Annotated in this window: 14 protein-coding genes; 2 read left to right on the top strand and 12 right to left on the bottom strand. The window is 51.9% G+C overall.

Going from position 1 to position 16,260, the window contains the following annotated elements; translation table 11 throughout:
* Positions 1 to 64: 64 nt before the first annotated feature.
* The 12 genes from BRW83_RS08745 to BRW83_RS08690 form a co-directional block, all read right to left on the bottom strand.
* Complete coding sequence (locus BRW83_RS08745) at positions 65 to 1,483, bottom strand: SEL1-like repeat protein (protein WP_232451484.1); 1,419 nt, start codon at positions 1,481 to 1,483, stop codon at positions 65 to 67.
* Between the two features lie 129 nt (positions 1,484 to 1,612).
* Positions 1,613 to 2,149, bottom strand: coding sequence for a tetratricopeptide repeat protein (locus BRW83_RS08740; RefSeq protein ID WP_186447501.1), 537 nt, complete (start codon positions 2,147 to 2,149; stop codon positions 1,613 to 1,615).
* Positions 2,150 to 2,271: 122 nt separating this feature from the next.
* Positions 2,272 to 2,565: a response regulator gene (locus BRW83_RS08735; RefSeq protein WP_036602688.1), complete on the bottom strand. Its 294-nt coding sequence runs from the start codon at positions 2,563 to 2,565 to the stop codon at positions 2,272 to 2,274.
* Between the two features lie 495 nt (positions 2,566 to 3,060).
* On the bottom strand, positions 3,061 to 3,486 hold the full coding sequence (locus tag BRW83_RS08730; RefSeq protein ID WP_036602691.1) for a rhodanese-like domain-containing protein: 426 nt from the start codon (positions 3,484 to 3,486) through the stop codon (positions 3,061 to 3,063).
* A 112-nt stretch (positions 3,487 to 3,598) separates the two neighbouring features.
* Entirely contained in the window at positions 3,599 to 4,210 is a 612-nt protein-coding gene (locus BRW83_RS08725; protein WP_005880046.1) for a YdcF family protein, read from the bottom strand.
* 259 nt (positions 4,211 to 4,469) lie between these two features.
* On the bottom strand, positions 4,470 to 7,907 hold the full coding sequence (locus BRW83_RS08720; RefSeq protein WP_005880048.1) for an autotransporter outer membrane beta-barrel domain-containing protein: 3,438 nt from the start codon (positions 7,905 to 7,907) through the stop codon (positions 4,470 to 4,472).
* A 347-nt stretch (positions 7,908 to 8,254) separates the two neighbouring features.
* Positions 8,255 to 8,833 carry a hypothetical protein gene (locus BRW83_RS08715; protein WP_157661018.1) on the bottom strand — a complete coding sequence of 193 codons (579 nt, stop codon included), beginning with the start codon at positions 8,831 to 8,833 and terminating at the stop codon, positions 8,255 to 8,257.
* Between the two features lie 136 nt (positions 8,834 to 8,969).
* The gene (locus BRW83_RS08710) at positions 8,970 to 9,824 is read right to left on the bottom strand and encodes an oxidoreductase (protein ID WP_005880052.1); all 855 of its coding nucleotides are present in this window, start codon (positions 9,822 to 9,824) and stop codon (positions 8,970 to 8,972) included.
* A gap of 160 nt (positions 9,825 to 9,984) precedes the next feature.
* Positions 9,985 to 10,818 carry a thymidylate synthase gene (locus BRW83_RS08705; RefSeq protein WP_005880054.1) on the bottom strand — a complete coding sequence of 278 codons (834 nt, stop codon included), beginning with the start codon at positions 10,816 to 10,818 and terminating at the stop codon, positions 9,985 to 9,987.
* A gap of 199 nt (positions 10,819 to 11,017) precedes the next feature.
* Positions 11,018 to 12,172: an SEL1-like repeat protein gene (locus BRW83_RS08700; protein WP_186447503.1), complete on the bottom strand. Its 1,155-nt coding sequence runs from the start codon at positions 12,170 to 12,172 to the stop codon at positions 11,018 to 11,020.
* A 107-nt stretch (positions 12,173 to 12,279) separates the two neighbouring features.
* Complete coding sequence (locus BRW83_RS08695; RefSeq protein WP_036602694.1) at positions 12,280 to 13,740, bottom strand: NAD-dependent succinate-semialdehyde dehydrogenase; 1,461 nt, start codon at positions 13,738 to 13,740, stop codon at positions 12,280 to 12,282.
* Positions 13,741 to 13,925: 185 nt separating this feature from the next.
* The gene (locus BRW83_RS08690) at positions 13,926 to 15,035 is read right to left on the bottom strand and encodes a tail fiber protein (RefSeq protein WP_005880061.1); all 1,110 of its coding nucleotides are present in this window, start codon (positions 15,033 to 15,035) and stop codon (positions 13,926 to 13,928) included.
* Positions 15,036 to 15,246: 211 nt separating this feature from the next.
* Between BRW83_RS08690 and BRW83_RS08685 the strand changes: the two genes are divergently transcribed.
* Both BRW83_RS08685 and BRW83_RS08680 read left to right on the top strand, forming a co-directional pair.
* Complete coding sequence (locus BRW83_RS08685) at positions 15,247 to 15,711, top strand: GNAT family N-acetyltransferase (RefSeq protein ID WP_005880063.1); 465 nt, start codon at positions 15,247 to 15,249, stop codon at positions 15,709 to 15,711.
* Positions 15,712 to 15,862: 151 nt separating this feature from the next.
* The gene (locus BRW83_RS08680) at positions 15,863 to 16,210 is read left to right on the top strand and encodes a DUF488 domain-containing protein (RefSeq protein ID WP_186447504.1); all 348 of its coding nucleotides are present in this window, start codon (positions 15,863 to 15,865) and stop codon (positions 16,208 to 16,210) included.
* Positions 16,211 to 16,260 lie beyond the last annotated feature (50 nt).

The following is a 16,260-nucleotide window of genomic DNA, read 5'->3' as shown; positions in this document are numbered from 1 at the left end:
CGATTGGAGACCGGAAGGCCTGGCAACCTTCCGGGCAATCCGTCAGACATGCCACCGGACCGGGCTATTCCAGCCAGTCGCGGTCGTTGGGATTGAAATCCTTTGTGACGGGCTTGACCGGTTCGGTTTTGGCGGGTCTGGCCGCTTCGGTTCTGGGCAGCGGAGTGATGGTCTGTGCTCTTTTGCGTTTTTCTTCGGCGGCATCGGCTTTCTGTTTCCAGCTGGCGGCCAGTTTCCGGTTGGGTCTCTGTCCCAGTTTGCCGTAGGTATAGACGTCAGCCAGATAGGCCATCGCGGCAGGGTGACCGGCAGCCGCGCTTTTTTTGAACCATTGCAGGGCCAAAGCGTCGGTTTTGCTTCGCTTGTCTTTTGTCAGTGCGTCTGGATGCTGGACGTACAGGGTAGCCAGATTGTACTGGGCATGGGCGTTGCCGAGCAGGGCGGCTTTCCGGAAGTATTCTCCGGCCTTGACGCGATCCATCGGAACGCCCATGCCGTCAAGACTGGCCATGCCGAGATTGTTCAGGGCTTTCGGGTGGCCTTTGGCAGCGGCTTTTTCGAGCCATTCGGCGGCCTTGCCGTAGTCCTGAACGGTGCCGTGGCCAAGGGTGTAGAGCTGGCCGAGGTTGAACTGGGCTTCCACATTCCCCTGTTTTGCGGCGGCTTCGTACCATTTTCTGGCGGTGGTGTAGTCACGCAGGACGCCGATGCCGTTGTCGTACAGGTAACCCAGATTGTTCTGGGCAGGAGCGAAACCCTTTTCGGCCGCTTTGGAGTACCAGCTGATAGCGAAGGCGTCATCCTGCTGGACGCCAAGCCCGTTTTCAAAGAGGAAGGCAAGGGCAGTCTGTGCCATGACGTCCCCTTTTTCGGCTGCAGGGTAGAACCAGCGGGCGGCTTCGGTATAGTCGCGTTTGACGCCGATGCCTTCGCTGTACAGGCGGCCCAGTTTGACTTGCGCTCCCGACAGGCCTCCTTCGGCGGCTTTCCGGTACCAGTTCAGGGCTTCTTTCAGATTGATTCGGGTGCCGATGCCTTTTTCGTAAAGAGTGCCGAGTTTGTATTGTGCGTTCGGTACGTTCTGTTCGGCTGCTTTTTTGTACCAGTTGAAGGCTTCCCTGTCGTTTTTGCGGACGCCAAGTCCTTTTTCAAGCATATAGGCGACGTAGAGCTGGGCCATCGCGTTATTCTGTTTGGCGGCTTTCAGGTACCAGTCGAAGGCTTTTTCCTGATTGACGTCGACGCCCAGCCCCATTGAAAACATATTGCCGAGCGCGCTCTGGACAAGCGGGTCTTTTTGGGCATCGGGCGCATTGAGGTAGGGAAGGGCTTCGATGTATTTTTTTTCCTGATACAGCCTGATGCCTTCGGTTTTCGCATCGGCGTCGGTTTGTCCCGCTGCCGGATTCGACAGGGAAGCCATGAATGAGAAGAGCAGGACGGGAATCGCCCGTTTGCAGATTGAAATAAAGCCGGTTTTCATGAAATGGGATTTCACTGTTTGAAAAGACGTCGATTCATTCATTATGACAGGCCGCCGGTTTCGGGAAAAGCGGGGAAGGATGGTTTTTACAAAATGATGGAGACGGCAGCCGGTCAATGCAGGAGGGTATCAGCTATGGCTTCTTATTTTTTCCTGCAGGATTTTCGCTTTTTCCCCACCGGTCTGGACCGATTGTTCAATCCATGACTGGATTTTTGCCGGTTTAAATGAGCCGGATTGACTGTCGAATAGAATGGAAAAGCGTTCTTTTGCTTCTGTCATTCCCTGTGCTGCCGCTTTTTGCATCCATTCACCTGCCTTGCCGATGTTTTGTGACGTGCCTTTGCCTGTCAGGTAAAGCCTGGCAAGGTTGTACTGGGCGTGAGCGTTGCCCTGTGCTGCCGCTTTTTCATACCAGGTTCTGGCTGTGGCGGCATTCTTTTCTGTGCCGAGTCCCTGCTCCAGCATGGCTCCCATATTGTATTGGGCTTCGCCGAGCCCTTGCATGGCCGCTTTTTCAAACCAGACGCGCGCCTGCCGGTAATCCTGAGGGACACCTTCTCCCCTGAAGTACATGAGGCCGATATTGAACCGGGCAGCCGCGTCGCCTTTATCGGCTTTGGCAAATTCCTGCGCGATTTCCGCTTTCAGCGGAGTGGTGTCCAAAATGGTTTTTGGTTTGCACGCCGAAAGGAAAATGAAACAAAGGGTCATTGCCATCAGGGAACAGCCTGTTTTTTTCAGGCTCAAGCACTCCATTGACGTGCCGACGGGTAATAATCGGAGAATCATTTGGCTGGAGAAGGTATTTTGCTGTTTGCCATCCATTTTTTCATGATGTCGGCGAGACGGCCAATGTTTATGGGTTTGGGAAAATGATCGTTCATGCCGGACGTTTTGGCAAGCCGGATGTCATCCGGGAAGGTGTTTGCGGACATGGAAATGATGGGAATGGTTTTTGCATCGTGTCTGTCGGGTTTGTGGATGGCGACTGTCGCTTCCGGGGACGACGTCCCTGACACAATCGTTGAAATATAAAATCTTGTGGCTTTCCCGATCGATGACGTAAATCGCCGTTCCATTCGGATTGTTTAAAATCGTTTCAGGATAGTTTGCCCGGCTCATGGTGTCAGTCCTTGCGAGGGATATTTTCAGATTCAATCCATCCGGTCACGACAGGTCGGGGTTTGAAGGTTAAAACGATCGTCGGCAATTCGTTTCATGGATGTCAGGAACGTTAAATTACTCTGTTTTTCAATAAATTACTATTTATTGCTTTGTAGTAATTATGGAAAATCCCGTCCTCCCGTTTTTTTCAGACGTTCTTCTGGATTTGTATTTTCTAATGAAGAGGTGGCGAAAAGAATTTTTTTGCAGGAATACAGAAAAAACGGTTTGGCTGGACGCTATGTATAGAGAGAGCGAACGGCCAAAAACGCGCAGGGAAAAAATGGAGACAATATGATTTGTCTGCCTGTTTTTTGTTTTGACGACGTTTTTGTCCGGTACAGGATAGAGGGAATAATGCATGCACAGGCTATTGAAAACCTGTCTGCGGAAATTGCCGATGGAAAAATTTACTGGAAGGTATAGCTTCCGTCAGGGGAATAAACCGGACGCCCTTCCAGATACCACAATTGCTGCGCGGGGCGTGCATCATGGATCAGGTGATAGGCATAATGTGCACGACGGCCGGTTCTGCAAACCAGCAGGACGGGGCCTGTCGGGATGGCATTCATGTTCTGGGGAAGCGACTGGATCGGTACGGAAATGGCGCCGGGGATATGACCCTTTTCAAATTCTTCCCGGGTACGGACGTCAACGACGGTCAGGTTTTTATGTTCCCGGATCATTTTCATCGCTTCCGACGGCGACAGGGTGCCGGTGTGCGGGTAAGCATTCGGTGTGGAGTAGGTATTGCTTGCCTGCACGCCCAGGGCCAGCGTCAGAAAAAGGAAACCGAAGAGGATTTGAAACCACTGCCTGACAGGATTCGTTTTCATGGTCGTTTTGGACACGGCAGGAAGTTGCCATGAAGCATGTTGTGTGAAGTTTTTATTTTACCGTATTTCCGGAAAGTACCAAAAGCCGGAAAAGACGGTTTTCTGACGTTTTTCAATCTTCAGCCTTGTCGATTGACGGTTCCGGTGAGGCGGATGGATAGACGATGTAGGCGATCATGTGCCAGGTTTCCTGAAAAAGAAACTGGATTTTGGCCTGCCAGCTGGCATATTTGGTCGAAGGGGTAGGGGATGACCATGCCTTGATGCCGAGGTCATTTGCAATTTGCATAGCTCTTCTCATATGCATGGGGTCACTGACGATAATTGCGCTGGAAAGATGGTTTTCTTCCATCAGTTTTTTGGCATTCTGAAGGTTTTCACGCGTGGTCAGCGATTCTTCCTCGATCAGGATGTCTTCTTCCGGTATCTGGTTTTTCATGGCATAACGCCGCGCGACGAACGCTTCGGAGAAGGGGGCGTTTTTCGATTTGCCTCCGGTGGCGATCAGTTTTTTGACGTAACCGTTTTTGTACAGCCAGATGCCGTGATTGATCCGTTCCTCAAAGACAGGCGAGGGTCGTTTGTACCATGCGGCTGCCCCCAGAATGATGGCGGCATCCGCAGTCTTTTTTTCATCGACGGTTGAAAACCAGGCGATGGAACAAAAGATATAGATGAGAAATACGCAAAACGAAACGAGCGCAACTTTAATCCATTTAGTCATGGCGATATTGTACCGCGAGCCGGTGTTTTGTTTGTGACAGGAAAGAAACCGTCTGCCGAAAACACAAAAAAATCCGGTTTTCCTGTGCTCGCCCCTCCCGTCAGATTGCCTGAAGTGAGGTGTGAGAGAGGCCAAAGCCTGTCTTGAAAAAGTCAGGTTTTTTTATTTTAAACGTGCGTTGCGGGATTTCGGATGAAACAGGGAATAAATAACCGCCAGCGAATCCTGTCGCTGGCGGCATAGAGGGAGGGCAGATACGTCAGAACTTCATTTTTCCGCCAATGATGGCATTCCAGCCGGAACGGCCACCGTCACGGCGCAGGATCTGGAAGTAACCGGAATATTTGTCGTGGGGCGTGTTCTTTTCAAGACCGATGCCGTATTCGACGTAAGGCTTGATGCCGGCGTCAGGCATGACAATGCTGTCGTTCAAAACGACGTTCTGGCTGCTGCTGGTATTCGTCCAGACGTAACGGGTCTGGATGTAGCCTTTTACCTTGTTGTCGTATTCCTTGAAGAGCTTGAAACCCGGCGCTATTTCATACACGTTCATATTGCCGAATTTTACATTCACATTCGATTTGCTGGTGTAATCGTCCGACTTGATATGGGTGAATGAGGCGTACAGGTTCGGCTGGAACGTGACGTTGTCGTTCAGTCGCAGGTCGTACCCGGTTTTGAGACCAAACCCCGCCAGATAGCTGTTGAAGGTGTCGTGGCCGAGCGATTCGGACGTCTTGTTGTGGGCGATGGCGACGTTGCCGGTCAGTCCGGCGAAGAAGTCGCCCTTGTAGGTGAAGACGCTGCCGCCCAGATAGGCGATGTCCTGCCGGATCGTGCCCCGGTTGATGTTCTGTTCGCCGTGCGCATAGGCAGCGTAGGCGTTGAAAACGCGGCTCCAGTTATCCTTGCCCCCGATTTTTCCACTGCTGACGCCACCGATGACGCCGGAGAAATTCGCATTGACGTGGTAATCGTTTTTCATGTGCACGTTGTCGCGCGAACCGAAGGCCTTCACCCATGTATCGGCATTTTTCTGAGCAGGGAGGGTTTTATAGGTATCGGCGTCGGAAAGGACACGGGAATAGATTTCATCGTTTAACATCGCAGCCAACAGGACGTTGGCGATGCCCGGAACGGTGACTTCCGGATTGAAGTCTTCTCCACCCGGGTTGGCCGGACGGACGAAGGTAAAGTCACCGGGCGTAGGATCGTAACCGACCTTGTACCGGTAAATCGGCGCATAGGTATAAGGCGACTGGTTGACGACCTGTCCGGCAATTTGCGGATCGACGAAATGGACAGTGGTTGTCAGGCCGACGGTGTCAATGGTGGGCGAGAATGAGTGGACGTTGATGACGGTGTTTCCCGTGACGTATTCGGTTGCCGAAATAGTGCCCATCGTGTTGTTGACCAGATCGACCTTGACGTTGTTGACGTTGAGATTGCCAGCGGTTAAGGTCAGCTTGTTCAGTTTGAGGTTGTCGAAATTCAGGTTCCGGATATTGAAGTCGCCTGAATTGACCGTCAGGTTATTGTTCATGTCGCTTAACACGCCGGCATTGGCGATGTTGGCGATATGATTGCTGCCGTCAACGGTTTCGCCGCTGTATATATCGGCGTTGTGGATCTTGCCGCTGATATTGGACGATCCGGTATGGTCGCCACCGAAGATGAGCTTGTAGCCGGGCGCACCATCCTTGCCCAGATCGCCGTCGATATCGTCATAAATGGCGATGGTGCCATTGTTTCTGGCGGTCAGGTACAGCTTGTTGGGGGGTGGCGGGTTTACCAGCTCGTCAGGGTAAGTGCCTCCTCCTCCGATGGAACGGGTGGATTTGATGATGTCCTTGAACGCATCGCCTGTTTTTTTGGCGATGTAAATGGCGCTGCTTTGCCCGTTGGCCGTATTGCCTTTGAAAACGGAGACGCCGTTATCGGCGACGACTTCCATATGGTTATTACTGTAGATGGCACCGCCCTGTGCCGTAACACCGTTTGCCTTGTTGTCGATGAAGCTGCTGTTGGTGACTTTGAGCCGGAATTCTTCCAGCAGGCGGCTCTCCTCAAAAGAAACCTGGGGTTGGGTCGCGCCGACGTAACGGTCATTTGCGTTATAGGTGACGTAATTGTTGATGGCACCCCCTGATGCCTTGCCATTGGCGGACGATGCCACATTGTCCTGAAAGAGGCTATTGGTGACGTGCTGGTCTTTGGCGTGTTCCAGTTGTCCCCATTTATCGCTTTCCCTGATACTGGTCCGGGTTGTCATCAGGTAGATGGCGCCACCCCGTGCATATGATGATGTCGTCGCTCCTGACGCTTCGGCCTTGTTGCCGGTGAAATTACCGCTGATGTTGGCAATATTGGCAGACGTGTAGATCGCACCGCCCATTGATGCGGAACCGGTACTGATGGCCGAGTTGTTATAGAAATTGCCGCTGATACTGGTTATGCCTTCAAAGCTGCTGTAAAGGACACCGCCGAAAGCCTTGTAGGTGGATTGGGCCGTGTTCTGGCTGAAGTTGCCTGAAATGCTTCCGATCGTTCCGGTTCCGAGATTGGCGATGACCCCGCCATAGACTGTATTGGCGGTAGCTTCTTCGGCTTTGGCGTAGTTGTTGGTGAAGTCGCCGGTAATCCGGTCGATGTTTCCGTAATTGGCGATGACTCCGCCGTAAGTCGATGAGACGGATGAAGCGTAATTGCCGTCGAATTTCCCGGAAACGGAGTGGATGGTACCGCCCACGTCATTATAGAAAGCTCCGCCGCTCGCACTATAGGCAAAAGCATGGTTGGCATGAACGTTGCCGGAAATGCTGTTGATGGCGCCCTTATTGTAGATGGCACCACCGATGGCGCTGGCAGAACCGTCGGTTTCGCTGTCCAGAGCGGCCATGTTGCCGATGAAATTGGCGTTGATGTCCCCGACGGTGCCGAGATTGTAAATGGCTCCGCCCCAGTTGTAATACGATCCACCGGAAATATTGGCCATGAAGTTGCCGCTGATTTTTCCGATACTGGCATTTGACTCGTTGAACAGGGCGCCCCCGCGGGTTTCATATCCTGTTCCGAAATTGCCGATGAAGTCGCTGTTGAGGGAGCCGATTTGTTTCTTGTTTGAGACGGCCGCTCCTGCGCCGATACCGCTTGTTCCACCGTCGGCCTGATTGGCGACGAATTGGCCGCTGAGGCTATTGATGTTACCTTCGTTATGCAAGGCTCCACCCTGTGCATATTGGCCCCATTGGTCATAATGAACGGTATTTTCAAGGAAATTGCCGCTGACGGTACCGAGGCTGTCTGTATTGACCAGGGCACCGCCCTTGGCACCGGTTGCATTGGGATCGGCATTGGTAAAGTCGCTGCCTTTGAAGTCACCGGATACGTTTCCTGTCAGGGAATCCTGACGGCCGGTAAAAGAGGGCGTTCCTGTGTAGTTGTACTGGTAATAACGCGTTCCATCCGGATATTGAATGTGGATAGTCCGGTCACCATCGGCTGTGGTGGCTTGCCACTGGATGACGGAGTTTGACGCAGGACCGCTGACTGACTGGGCATTCAGAAGGGACGGGCTGGCAATAACGGCAAGGGCAGAACTGACAGCAAGAACAAGCGTCTTTTTACAGAAGGTGCGCTTTCCTTTTCCTCCGCCGGTTTTGGTCAAATGGCTGGAGGAGTGCGAATGGTTTTTCATGGAATCTCTCATTTTCAGGCTATAAAAGTATCGTGAAAAACAATATCTTGCGAAGTTTTTTAAACAAGGCAATGTAAGTGTTTAAACATATTGTTTATGCAGCATACCTACAGGATGTTTTGTTGTCTATTGGAAATAGTTGATAAAGGGAAAACTGTTGTGAAAGAGGCAATACTGGAGGCAAAGAAGGGGTATGAGGCGGGACGATTGGCGAGCCGGATAATCGGGAGATAAATCCGGTTCAGGGCTTGAGAGCGGGATTGAAAAAGCCTGCTGGCCAGACGGCACAGCAGGCTTTTGATGTCATGTTGAAAAGCCGGATGAACCTGACCGGCTTTTGGCTGGCATTACTTTTTCTTCTTGTTTTTTTTCGCTTCTTCAGCCAGTTCTTCCGGCGTCATTTTCCGGTAATGCTGGTTTCTCAGTTTCCGGAAGAGGAAATACTGGACGATCCACAAGAGAAAAACGAGTACCGCGGTACCGAGGAAGAATGCCTTGCGCATGAAAGAGCGGTCTTCGGCGTCCTGTTTGTCTTCAGTGACGGTGGCCCGTTCGAACTGGGCTTTCCCTTCGGCTTCTTCAGCCTGTGGTTTGGCCGTTTCCTGTGCTTTTGCCTTTTCCTTTATATCAGCTGTTTTGCCCGTTTGGGCTTTGGCGGCAGCCTTGTCGCCAGCCGGGACTGCCGGCGCGTCAGCGGCATAGATGACATCCAGGGCGGCAATGGCTTCTTCATGGCCTTCCTGTGCCGCTTTTTCAAGATAGGGAGTAGCTTCCCTGAATTTTTTTTGCTGGTAGAGTTCCAGGCCTTGCGAGAGGTTGTCTGCACGGGCCGGATTGACCGGGGCGGCGACGGCAATGGCAAGAAGGAGGAAAAGGGCGAAGAAAAAAGCCAGAGGCTGTTTTCGGGTTGTCGTACGGTTTGTCATATACATGATCGGTTACGGGAACAAATTCCCAACGGTTTCGGCAAAACCGTATTTTAACAAGTTGGGTGCCGGTAAACAATTGAAAAAGCATCCCTTTCCGTTACGGGCAACGGAAAGGGCGCGGATACGGGACGGATTATTCCGGGAAGCTGGTATCGATGGCGACTGGGGCGATGGAATCCATGTCGGCCTGTACTTTCTTGATTTTGCGGGCGGCGACTTTATAGGCGTCGGCACCAAGGAAGAGGTGCAGGGGCGGTTTTTCCATGTTGGCGACGGAGAGGATGATTTCAACGCCCTTGACCGGATCGCCGCCCTGTTTGTGGTTCATGCCTTTTAACAGGACATGGAAAGCTTCGCGTTTTTCGGTGTAGTCCTCAATGGAAGAGTCTTCGAACTGCATGGAGTCGGCCAGAAAATCGGTGCGGAAATTGCCGGGTTTGACGCAGGTGACGGCAATGCCGAAGTCGGCGACTTCATCACGCAGGGACTCGGACAGGCCATCGACGGCGAATTTGGAGGCACAGTAGATGCCGCTGCCGGGAAAACCGGTATAACCGGCCATCGATGAGATGTTGAAGATATGTCCCGAGCGTTGTTTTCTCAAAACAGGCAGGGCGGCGCGAATGACGTTGACGGTACCGAATACGTTGATGTCGAACTGTTTGCGCAACAATGAATCGCTGATTTCCTCGATGTAGCCGAACTGTCCGTATCCGGCATTGTTGACGACGACGTCGACGGTGCCGAATTTCCGGACGGCTTTTGAAACGGCATTTTTGACTGAAACCTCATTGATCAGGTCGACTTCCAGCGGCAGGAAGTTGTCGTTTTCACGGCCGAGCGCGCCTTCAAGATTGGCGAGGCGGCGGGTGGTGGCGGCAACCTGATGCCCGGTGGCGAGAAGCTGTTTGGTCAATTCCAGTCCGAATCCTTTTGATGCGCCGGTGATGAACCAGACTTTCCTGTTTTTCGGGCTGTTGTTTTCCATGTCTTCTCTCCTGTGATTTGTCGGTTAAGGGTGCCTGTTGATGTACCTGTAAAAGCGCTTGTCGGGAAAGTGTAACGGATTTGAATAGTGAATTGAGTGAAAAACGGACGTTTTTACAAAAAAAATGCCGGGCAACCCGGCATTTTTTTGAAGATATTTTTCAAACCGCAATCGGGGCAGCTATGGCCGGATGCGGATCGTATCCAATGACTTCGAAATCCTCGAAACGGTAGTCGAAGATGGACGGTTTTTTGTCCAGTTTCAGGGTCGGCAAGGCACGCGGTTCGCGGGACAGTTGCAGTTTTGCCTGATCGAAATGGTTTGTGTACAGGTGCAAGTCGCCGATGGAATGGATGATTTCTCCCGGTTCCAGATCGCACTGCTGCGCGATCATGTGGGTCAGGAAAGCCGTGGAAGCCGTGTTATACGGGATGCCTAAAAAGATGTCGCCGGAACGCTGGGTCATCATGCACGACAGGCGTCCTGCGGCGACCTGGAACTGGTACATGACATGGCAGGGAGCAAGAGCCATTTTGCCAGCCCTGACGTTTTCCTGCGGAGACATTTTTTCACTCGGCAACAGGGCGACGTTCCATGCGCTGATGATGTGGCGGCGGCTGTCGGGATTGGTGCGGATGGAGTCGATGACACCGGCGACCTGATCGATTATCCTGCCGTCGGAGCCTTCCCATGCACGCCACTGAGCGCCGTAAATGGGGCCCAGCTCGCCGTTTTCGGTGGCCCACTCGTCCCAGATGGTGACCTTGTTCTCGTTCAGGTATTGGACGTTGGTGCCTCCCTGCAAAAACCAGAGCAGTTCATGGATGATGGAACGGATGTGCAGGCGTTTGGTCGTCAGAAGCGGCAGGCCGTTTTTCAGGTCGTGCCGCATCATGCGTCCGAATACGGCACGGGTTCCGGTTCCGGTACGGTCGCCCTTGTCAATGCCACAGTCCAGTATTTCCTGCAAGAGGTTCAGATATTGTCGTTCCATGTTTTTTGCGTTTTATTTTTGCATGTGGGTTCAAATTGCCATGACCTTGATTGTAGCGCAATCGGTTATCAGGGGGTATTGCAGTATTTCCTCTTACCAGCTTACCGGCGATGCGTGATCCTGTAGTTTGGGATACTGCAAAATGTGTTGACTGAATGGGTTAACATATAAGAACAGATACACTTGTCCGGCTTTGCTTTCAAGATGGATAGTGATTGCCGGTATCGGTCTTTTCAGGTGTTGCACGGCCTTTGCCTTCCATTTCATCCAGTTTTTCCAGTGCGGCTTTTGCATCGGGGTGTCCGTTCTTTTCCGCTTTTTCAAACCAGTTTCGGGCAGTTTTCAGGTTCGTTAAAACGCCATTTCCCTTGACGTAGATGGTTCCCAGCAAGAACTGGGATTCGGCGTGTCCGCCCTCGGCCGCTTCGGTAAAATACCCGATGGCCCTGGGAATGTCCTGTTTGATTCCATAACCGAGATAAAGCAGGCTGGCATAGAAATTCTGGGCATCGACGTTCCCGTGGAAAGCGGCTTTTTCAAGCCATTTGACGGCTAGCTCCGGATTTTTTTCCGTTCCCGAACCTGTCAGGTACATCATGGCCATATGGTATTCGGCAACCGGATATTGCTGGTTTGCCGCTTTTTCAATCCATAAAAACGCTTTTTCGGGTTCGGCATTCATGCCAGTTCCCTGACCGAGCATCATGCCGAATTGATCCTGGCTGTATGCGTCACCCATATTGGCAGCTTTTTCAAACAGGACGGCGGCTTTTTTCTCATCGATGGGAGCGCCGACGCCTTTCAGATAAAGCCATGCCAGTGCAGCGGTTGCGCGCACATCGTTTTTTGCGGCGGCCTTTTCGAACCAGAAGCGGGCTTCTCCGGAATTTTGCGGGATGCCATCGCCTTTCAGGTTCAGATATCCGAGCGTGTATTGGGCGGGAGCATATCCTTCAGAAGCCAGTTTTTTGAATTGTTCGATCGCGGCACTTTTGTTTTCTGTGCCGCCTGTGCCTGAAAATTGCATGAGGGCAAGCTGGTATTGGGCGGGCTGGTAATTTTGTCCGGCCGCTTTCGCAAACCATTCGCGGGCTTTTACCGGGTCGACAGGGACTCCATAGCCGTTTTTCGACATCAGCCCAAGATGAAACTGTGTTTTTGCGTCGTTCTGATCGACTGGTGAACGGGCTGCTTCGGGAACATTGTTTTCAGAGACGGTTTCCGGAGGTTTCCGGTTTTCCGTCCCGACAATAACGGGCGCTCCGGGCAACCCGGAATGGACGATATTTCCTGCATGGCTTGCGGAAAAAGGCAAGGCTATCAGGAAAGCGCAGCAGGCAAAGGCAGCTTTCATATGAATTTTTCGGAACAGGGATAGAGTCATGACGGGAAATTTTATTTTGCTGTCATTGTAGCGCAGATGAGCGCCGGACCAATACGGCATGATCCGGCGATTGTGGGTTACAGATTGCCCAGATGCAGGGTTTTGACTTCCAGATATTCTTCCAGTCCCAGAACGGAACCTTCACGCCCGAGCCCGGATTCCTTGACACCGCCGAACGGAGCGACGGCAGTGGATACGCCCGTATCGTTAATGCCGATCATACCGGCTTCGATCGCTTCGGACACACGGAATACCCTTGAGATGTCTTTCGAATAGAAATAGGCCGCCAGTCCGAAAGGCGTATTGTTGGCGCGCCTGACGGCTTCTTCTTCCGTTTTGAAACGGAAGCAGGCGGCAACCGGGCCGAAAGTTTCTTCTGAAGCGAGCATCATGTCGTCGCTGGCATCAGTAATCAGGGTCGGTTCGTAGAACGTGCCGCCGAGCGGGCTTTGCTTGCCGCCGACGATGATTTTTCCGCCTTTTTCCTGTGCATCCTTTACGTGTCGCCGGACTTTTTCCAATCCTTTTTCATTGATCAGCGGGCCGATCGTGACACCGGGCGTCATACCGTCACCGACCTTGAGTTCACGGATGGCAGCGGCCAGTTTGTCAACGAAACGGTCGTAAATGCCGTCGGCGACATAGAGACGGTTAATGGCGACGCAGACCTGTCCGGCATTACGGAATTTGTTGGCGATCGTACCCTTGACGGCAAGGTCGATGTCGGCGTCATCGAACACGATCATGGGCGCGTTGCCTCCCAGTTCCATCGACACGCGCTTCATGGTATCGGCCGCATTTTTCACCAGCGTCTTGCCGACAGCGGTCGAGCCGGTAAAGGTGATTTTGCGGACGTCGAACGATGCCATGATCGCGTCTGAAATGGCATGCGTATCCCCGAATACGCTATTTAAGACACCGGCTGGAACGCCCGCTTTTTGTGCAATCGCCAACAGGGCATTCGCGCACAAGGGAGTTTCGTTGGCCGGCTTGATTAACGCGGTACAACCGGCAGCCAGCGCAGGCCCGAGTTTGCGTGTCAACATCGCCATCGGGAAGTTCCAGGGCGTGATCGCGGCCACGACGCCGACCGGCTCACGGGTCGCAAAAATGCGTGAATCCGGCTTGACGGGTGGAATGATTTCCCCGTTGGCGCGCCGTGCTTCTTCGGCGAACCACTGGATGAAACTGGCGGCGTAATCGACTTCGCCCAGCGCTTCCGGCAGGGGCTTGCCCTGTTCGGCGGTCATGAGTTCGCCCAGAAAAGGGCGGTTTTCCATGATGAGGGCATACCAGCGGTTCAGGATGGTTGCGCGTTCGGTGGCCGTCGTCTTGCGCCAGCTCTGAAAGGCTTTGTGGGCTGCCTCGATAGCCACTTCCGTCTGGTTTCTGCCGCAATACGCCATGTCGGCCAGTTTTTCACCAGTGGCCGGATTGAAAACGGGAAAGGTTTTTCCCGTATCGATCCATACCCCGTCAATGAATGCTTCAGGTTTGAAAAATTCGTTCTTTTTGAGTCTGTTGTGAAGGGCACTCATGTCAGTCTCCTCATTGTTCACCAGATTTTTTCTGTTGAATCAAAGGATACTCCTGCATGGATTCTCTGACTATGCGAAGAACCAAAACGAACCGGGATTTGACGTTAATATTTTTTGGAAACAGGCTTTTTCGTCCGAAGAAAACCTGTTTGTCTTTACTTCATTCCAGAAAAGGGCATTTCAGTTTATCTCATCTCAAACCATTGTCCGATGGTTACCATATTTTTCAGCTGATACGTTGCGCCCGGTGGCACGACAGCCTGTAATCCGCCATAACCGAGGGGATTATTGGATGTATTGACGGCAGACAGGTCGTTTATCATCAAAATGAACTGCATCGGGTATGTTGCATAACCGTATATGGATACAAAAAGAGGTTTTGATGAAGTGTTTGTATAGATTACGTGATTCTGCCTTTCATGGGTGACATCATGATAGGTCTGGCCAATACCGAACAGGTTTTTCTTGTCTGCTTTTAAAGCTATTTCCTGCGACAGTCCGGTCACGTCGATTAGTCCGGGACCAGTTGCTGCGTCGAAGGCCTTGATACAAGGCAGCAATGTCAATGCTGGCGGCTGGACAGTATCTGATGCCCCATATATGGGGTTTGAAAGAGAGGCTGGCGATGTGTATGGATGATTTGAAACGCTGGTTCCACTCTGGGTGTTTATGTTCCCCTGGGGCGCAGTCGTGGCGACTCCATAAGAAGAATTCGGATTGACACCTGCAAAACCTTCTATATGTTTATGATCCGGCAAACCTGCCTTGATTCTCTGCCCCACAATCGTACTTCCTTGTGCAAACCGGCCCATCAAATCTGGCAGGTTGAACGTCGAGTCACCATTGCCTTCACCGAATACTGTGCCGATTGCCGTAAACAATTCCGGATACGTTTCCCGTCCGACTTCCGATCCATCCGCTTTCAGGTATCCGGCGGGTGGCGTAGAAGTGGCAAAATAATCGATTGACCCGACGGGTATTCCCCTTTTTGCTATTTCCGCTTCAAGAGTATTGATCTTCTTTTCAAGAGCATCGGTTATCTCCTTACTGGCCTTGTTTTCCAGTTCGGCCTTGTCCGCTTTCATCGACAGGGCGCCTTCGATATCCGATTTGTCGGAAAGAGCCGACAAGTCAATGCCCAGTGTTTGTCGTGCCTTTTCCTTGTCCATGCTGTCGTCGCCAAACAGTTCGGCCAGATAATCACGTACTTTGCCAAGGGCGTTTTTCATTTCGCCGGTCGTGGTTTTGGGTGTTTTGGTGCCTGCAAGAAGGTCTTTTTCAGGTAGTAGTGTCATGTTTTCTCCATAAAAAAAGCCTCTCCGGTTTTCGGGGAGAGGCTTTTGGGGTGATTTTAAAAAAAATGGGCGCAAAAGCGCCCGACGGAAATATTTTATAAAATTTTTTCTCTTCGGTCAGCCCGGTTTTTCGCTTTTTTTATTTTATTTTCAGTGATTTCCGGTTATAGTCCCGTCTTTGGTGTTTCTTTTTCTGGAAGGGAAGTCTGTTTTGAGAATTCTGAAAGCACAGCCTGAAGATCTGGGCATTATTCTGGCTCTCCAGTATCGCGCGTTCCGCAGCGAGGCCAGATTGCTGGGTAATGAGAGAATCCCTCCGCTGATGCAGACCCTGAAAGATCTGGAAAAGGAATACCGTGAAGGCATCGTGTTGAAAGCCGTCGATGAAGTGGGCGTGATTATCGGTTCGGTTCGTGCACGTGAAAAGGGCGATACCCTGCACATCGCGAAACTCATGGTCTTGCCGGAAAGGCAGGGACGGGGTATCGGTACCCAGCTTCTGGTGGCCGTTGAAAAGGCATGCCCGAAGCCGCGCTATGAACTCTTCACGAGCAATGTCAGCCTGAAAAACCTGAAACTGTATGAAGGGCTCGGTTATGTCCGTTTCAAGGAAGAGGAAATGACACCCGAGCTGAAGTTCGTTTATATGGAAAAGAAGGCCCGGGTCTTTGCCTAGGCCTTGCAGAATCCGGAAAAACGGCAACCTGATGGTTGCCGTTTTTTGTTTAATGGCATTTTGACGATGTTATGGGCATGCTATAGTCTGTTTCAGACGTAGAACTTCACCGTATCCGTATCATCGAAATGGACATGAAGGGAGAATGGACATGCGGTCACTGGCGATCAAACGGGTTTATGAACAGCCGCTTGAAACGGACGGCATCCGGATTCTGGTAGACCGGCTCTGGCCACGCGGCATTTCAAAGGTACGGGCACATCTTGATGACTGGATGAAGGATATTGCGCCCAGCACAAAATTGCGGGAATGGTTCAATCACGAGCCCGACAAATTCGGGGAATTTTCGAAACTGTACCGGGAAGAACTGGAAGGCAATCCGGAGATTGCCAGAATCCGTGACATGCTGAAAACGAAAAATGTCACGCTGGTTTATGCGGCGAAAGACCCGCATGTCAATCATGCGGTGGTGCTTCGGGACGTGATTGCAGGGAAGTGAGTTGCACACAATCTGTTTGGTATAAGAAAAAGGCAGCCAGTGGATGGACC

The organism is Oxalobacter formigenes, assembly GCF_002127965.1.
GTDB classification, from domain to species: Bacteria; Pseudomonadota; Gammaproteobacteria; order Burkholderiales; family Burkholderiaceae_D; genus Oxalobacter; species Oxalobacter formigenes.
Note: the sequence above shows the minus strand (reverse complement) of the source record. Positions and strands in the feature narration are given on the sequence as shown.

Bases quoted from the DNA above. Each gene is read 5' to 3' on its own strand.
- BRW83_RS08745 (WP_232451484.1), bottom strand. From the start codon at position 1,483: ATGAAAACCGGCTTTATTTCAATCTGCAAACGGGCGATTCCCGTCCTG.
- BRW83_RS08735 (WP_036602688.1), bottom strand. From the start codon at position 2,565: ATGGAACGGCGATTTACGTCATCGATCGGGAAAGCCACAAGATTTTAT.
- BRW83_RS08730 (WP_036602691.1), bottom strand. From the start codon at position 3,486: ATGAAAACGAATCCTGTCAGGCAGTGGTTTCAAATCCTCTTCGGTTTC.
- BRW83_RS08725 (WP_005880046.1), bottom strand. From the start codon at position 4,210: ATGACTAAATGGATTAAAGTTGCGCTCGTTTCGTTTTGCGTATTTCTC.
- BRW83_RS08720 (WP_005880048.1), bottom strand. From the start codon at position 7,907: ATGAAAAACCATTCGCACTCCTCCAGCCATTTGACCAAAACCGGCGGA.
- BRW83_RS08715 (WP_157661018.1), bottom strand. From the start codon at position 8,833: ATGACAAACCGTACGACAACCCGAAAACAGCCTCTGGCTTTTTTCTTC.
- BRW83_RS08710 (WP_005880052.1), bottom strand. From the start codon at position 9,824: ATGGAAAACAACAGCCCGAAAAACAGGAAAGTCTGGTTCATCACCGGC.
- BRW83_RS08705 (WP_005880054.1), bottom strand. From the start codon at position 10,818: ATGGAACGACAATATCTGAACCTCTTGCAGGAAATACTGGACTGTGGC.
- BRW83_RS08700 (WP_186447503.1), bottom strand. From the start codon at position 12,172: ATGAAAGCTGCCTTTGCCTGCTGCGCTTTCCTGATAGCCTTGCCTTTT.
- BRW83_RS08695 (WP_036602694.1), bottom strand. From the start codon at position 13,740: ATGAGTGCCCTTCACAACAGACTCAAAAAGAACGAATTTTTCAAACCT.
- BRW83_RS08690 (WP_005880061.1), bottom strand. From the start codon at position 15,035: ATGACACTACTACCTGAAAAAGACCTTCTTGCAGGCACCAAAACACCC.
- BRW83_RS08680 (WP_186447504.1), top strand. From the start codon at position 15,863: ATGCGGTCACTGGCGATCAAACGGGTTTATGAACAGCCGCTTGAAACG.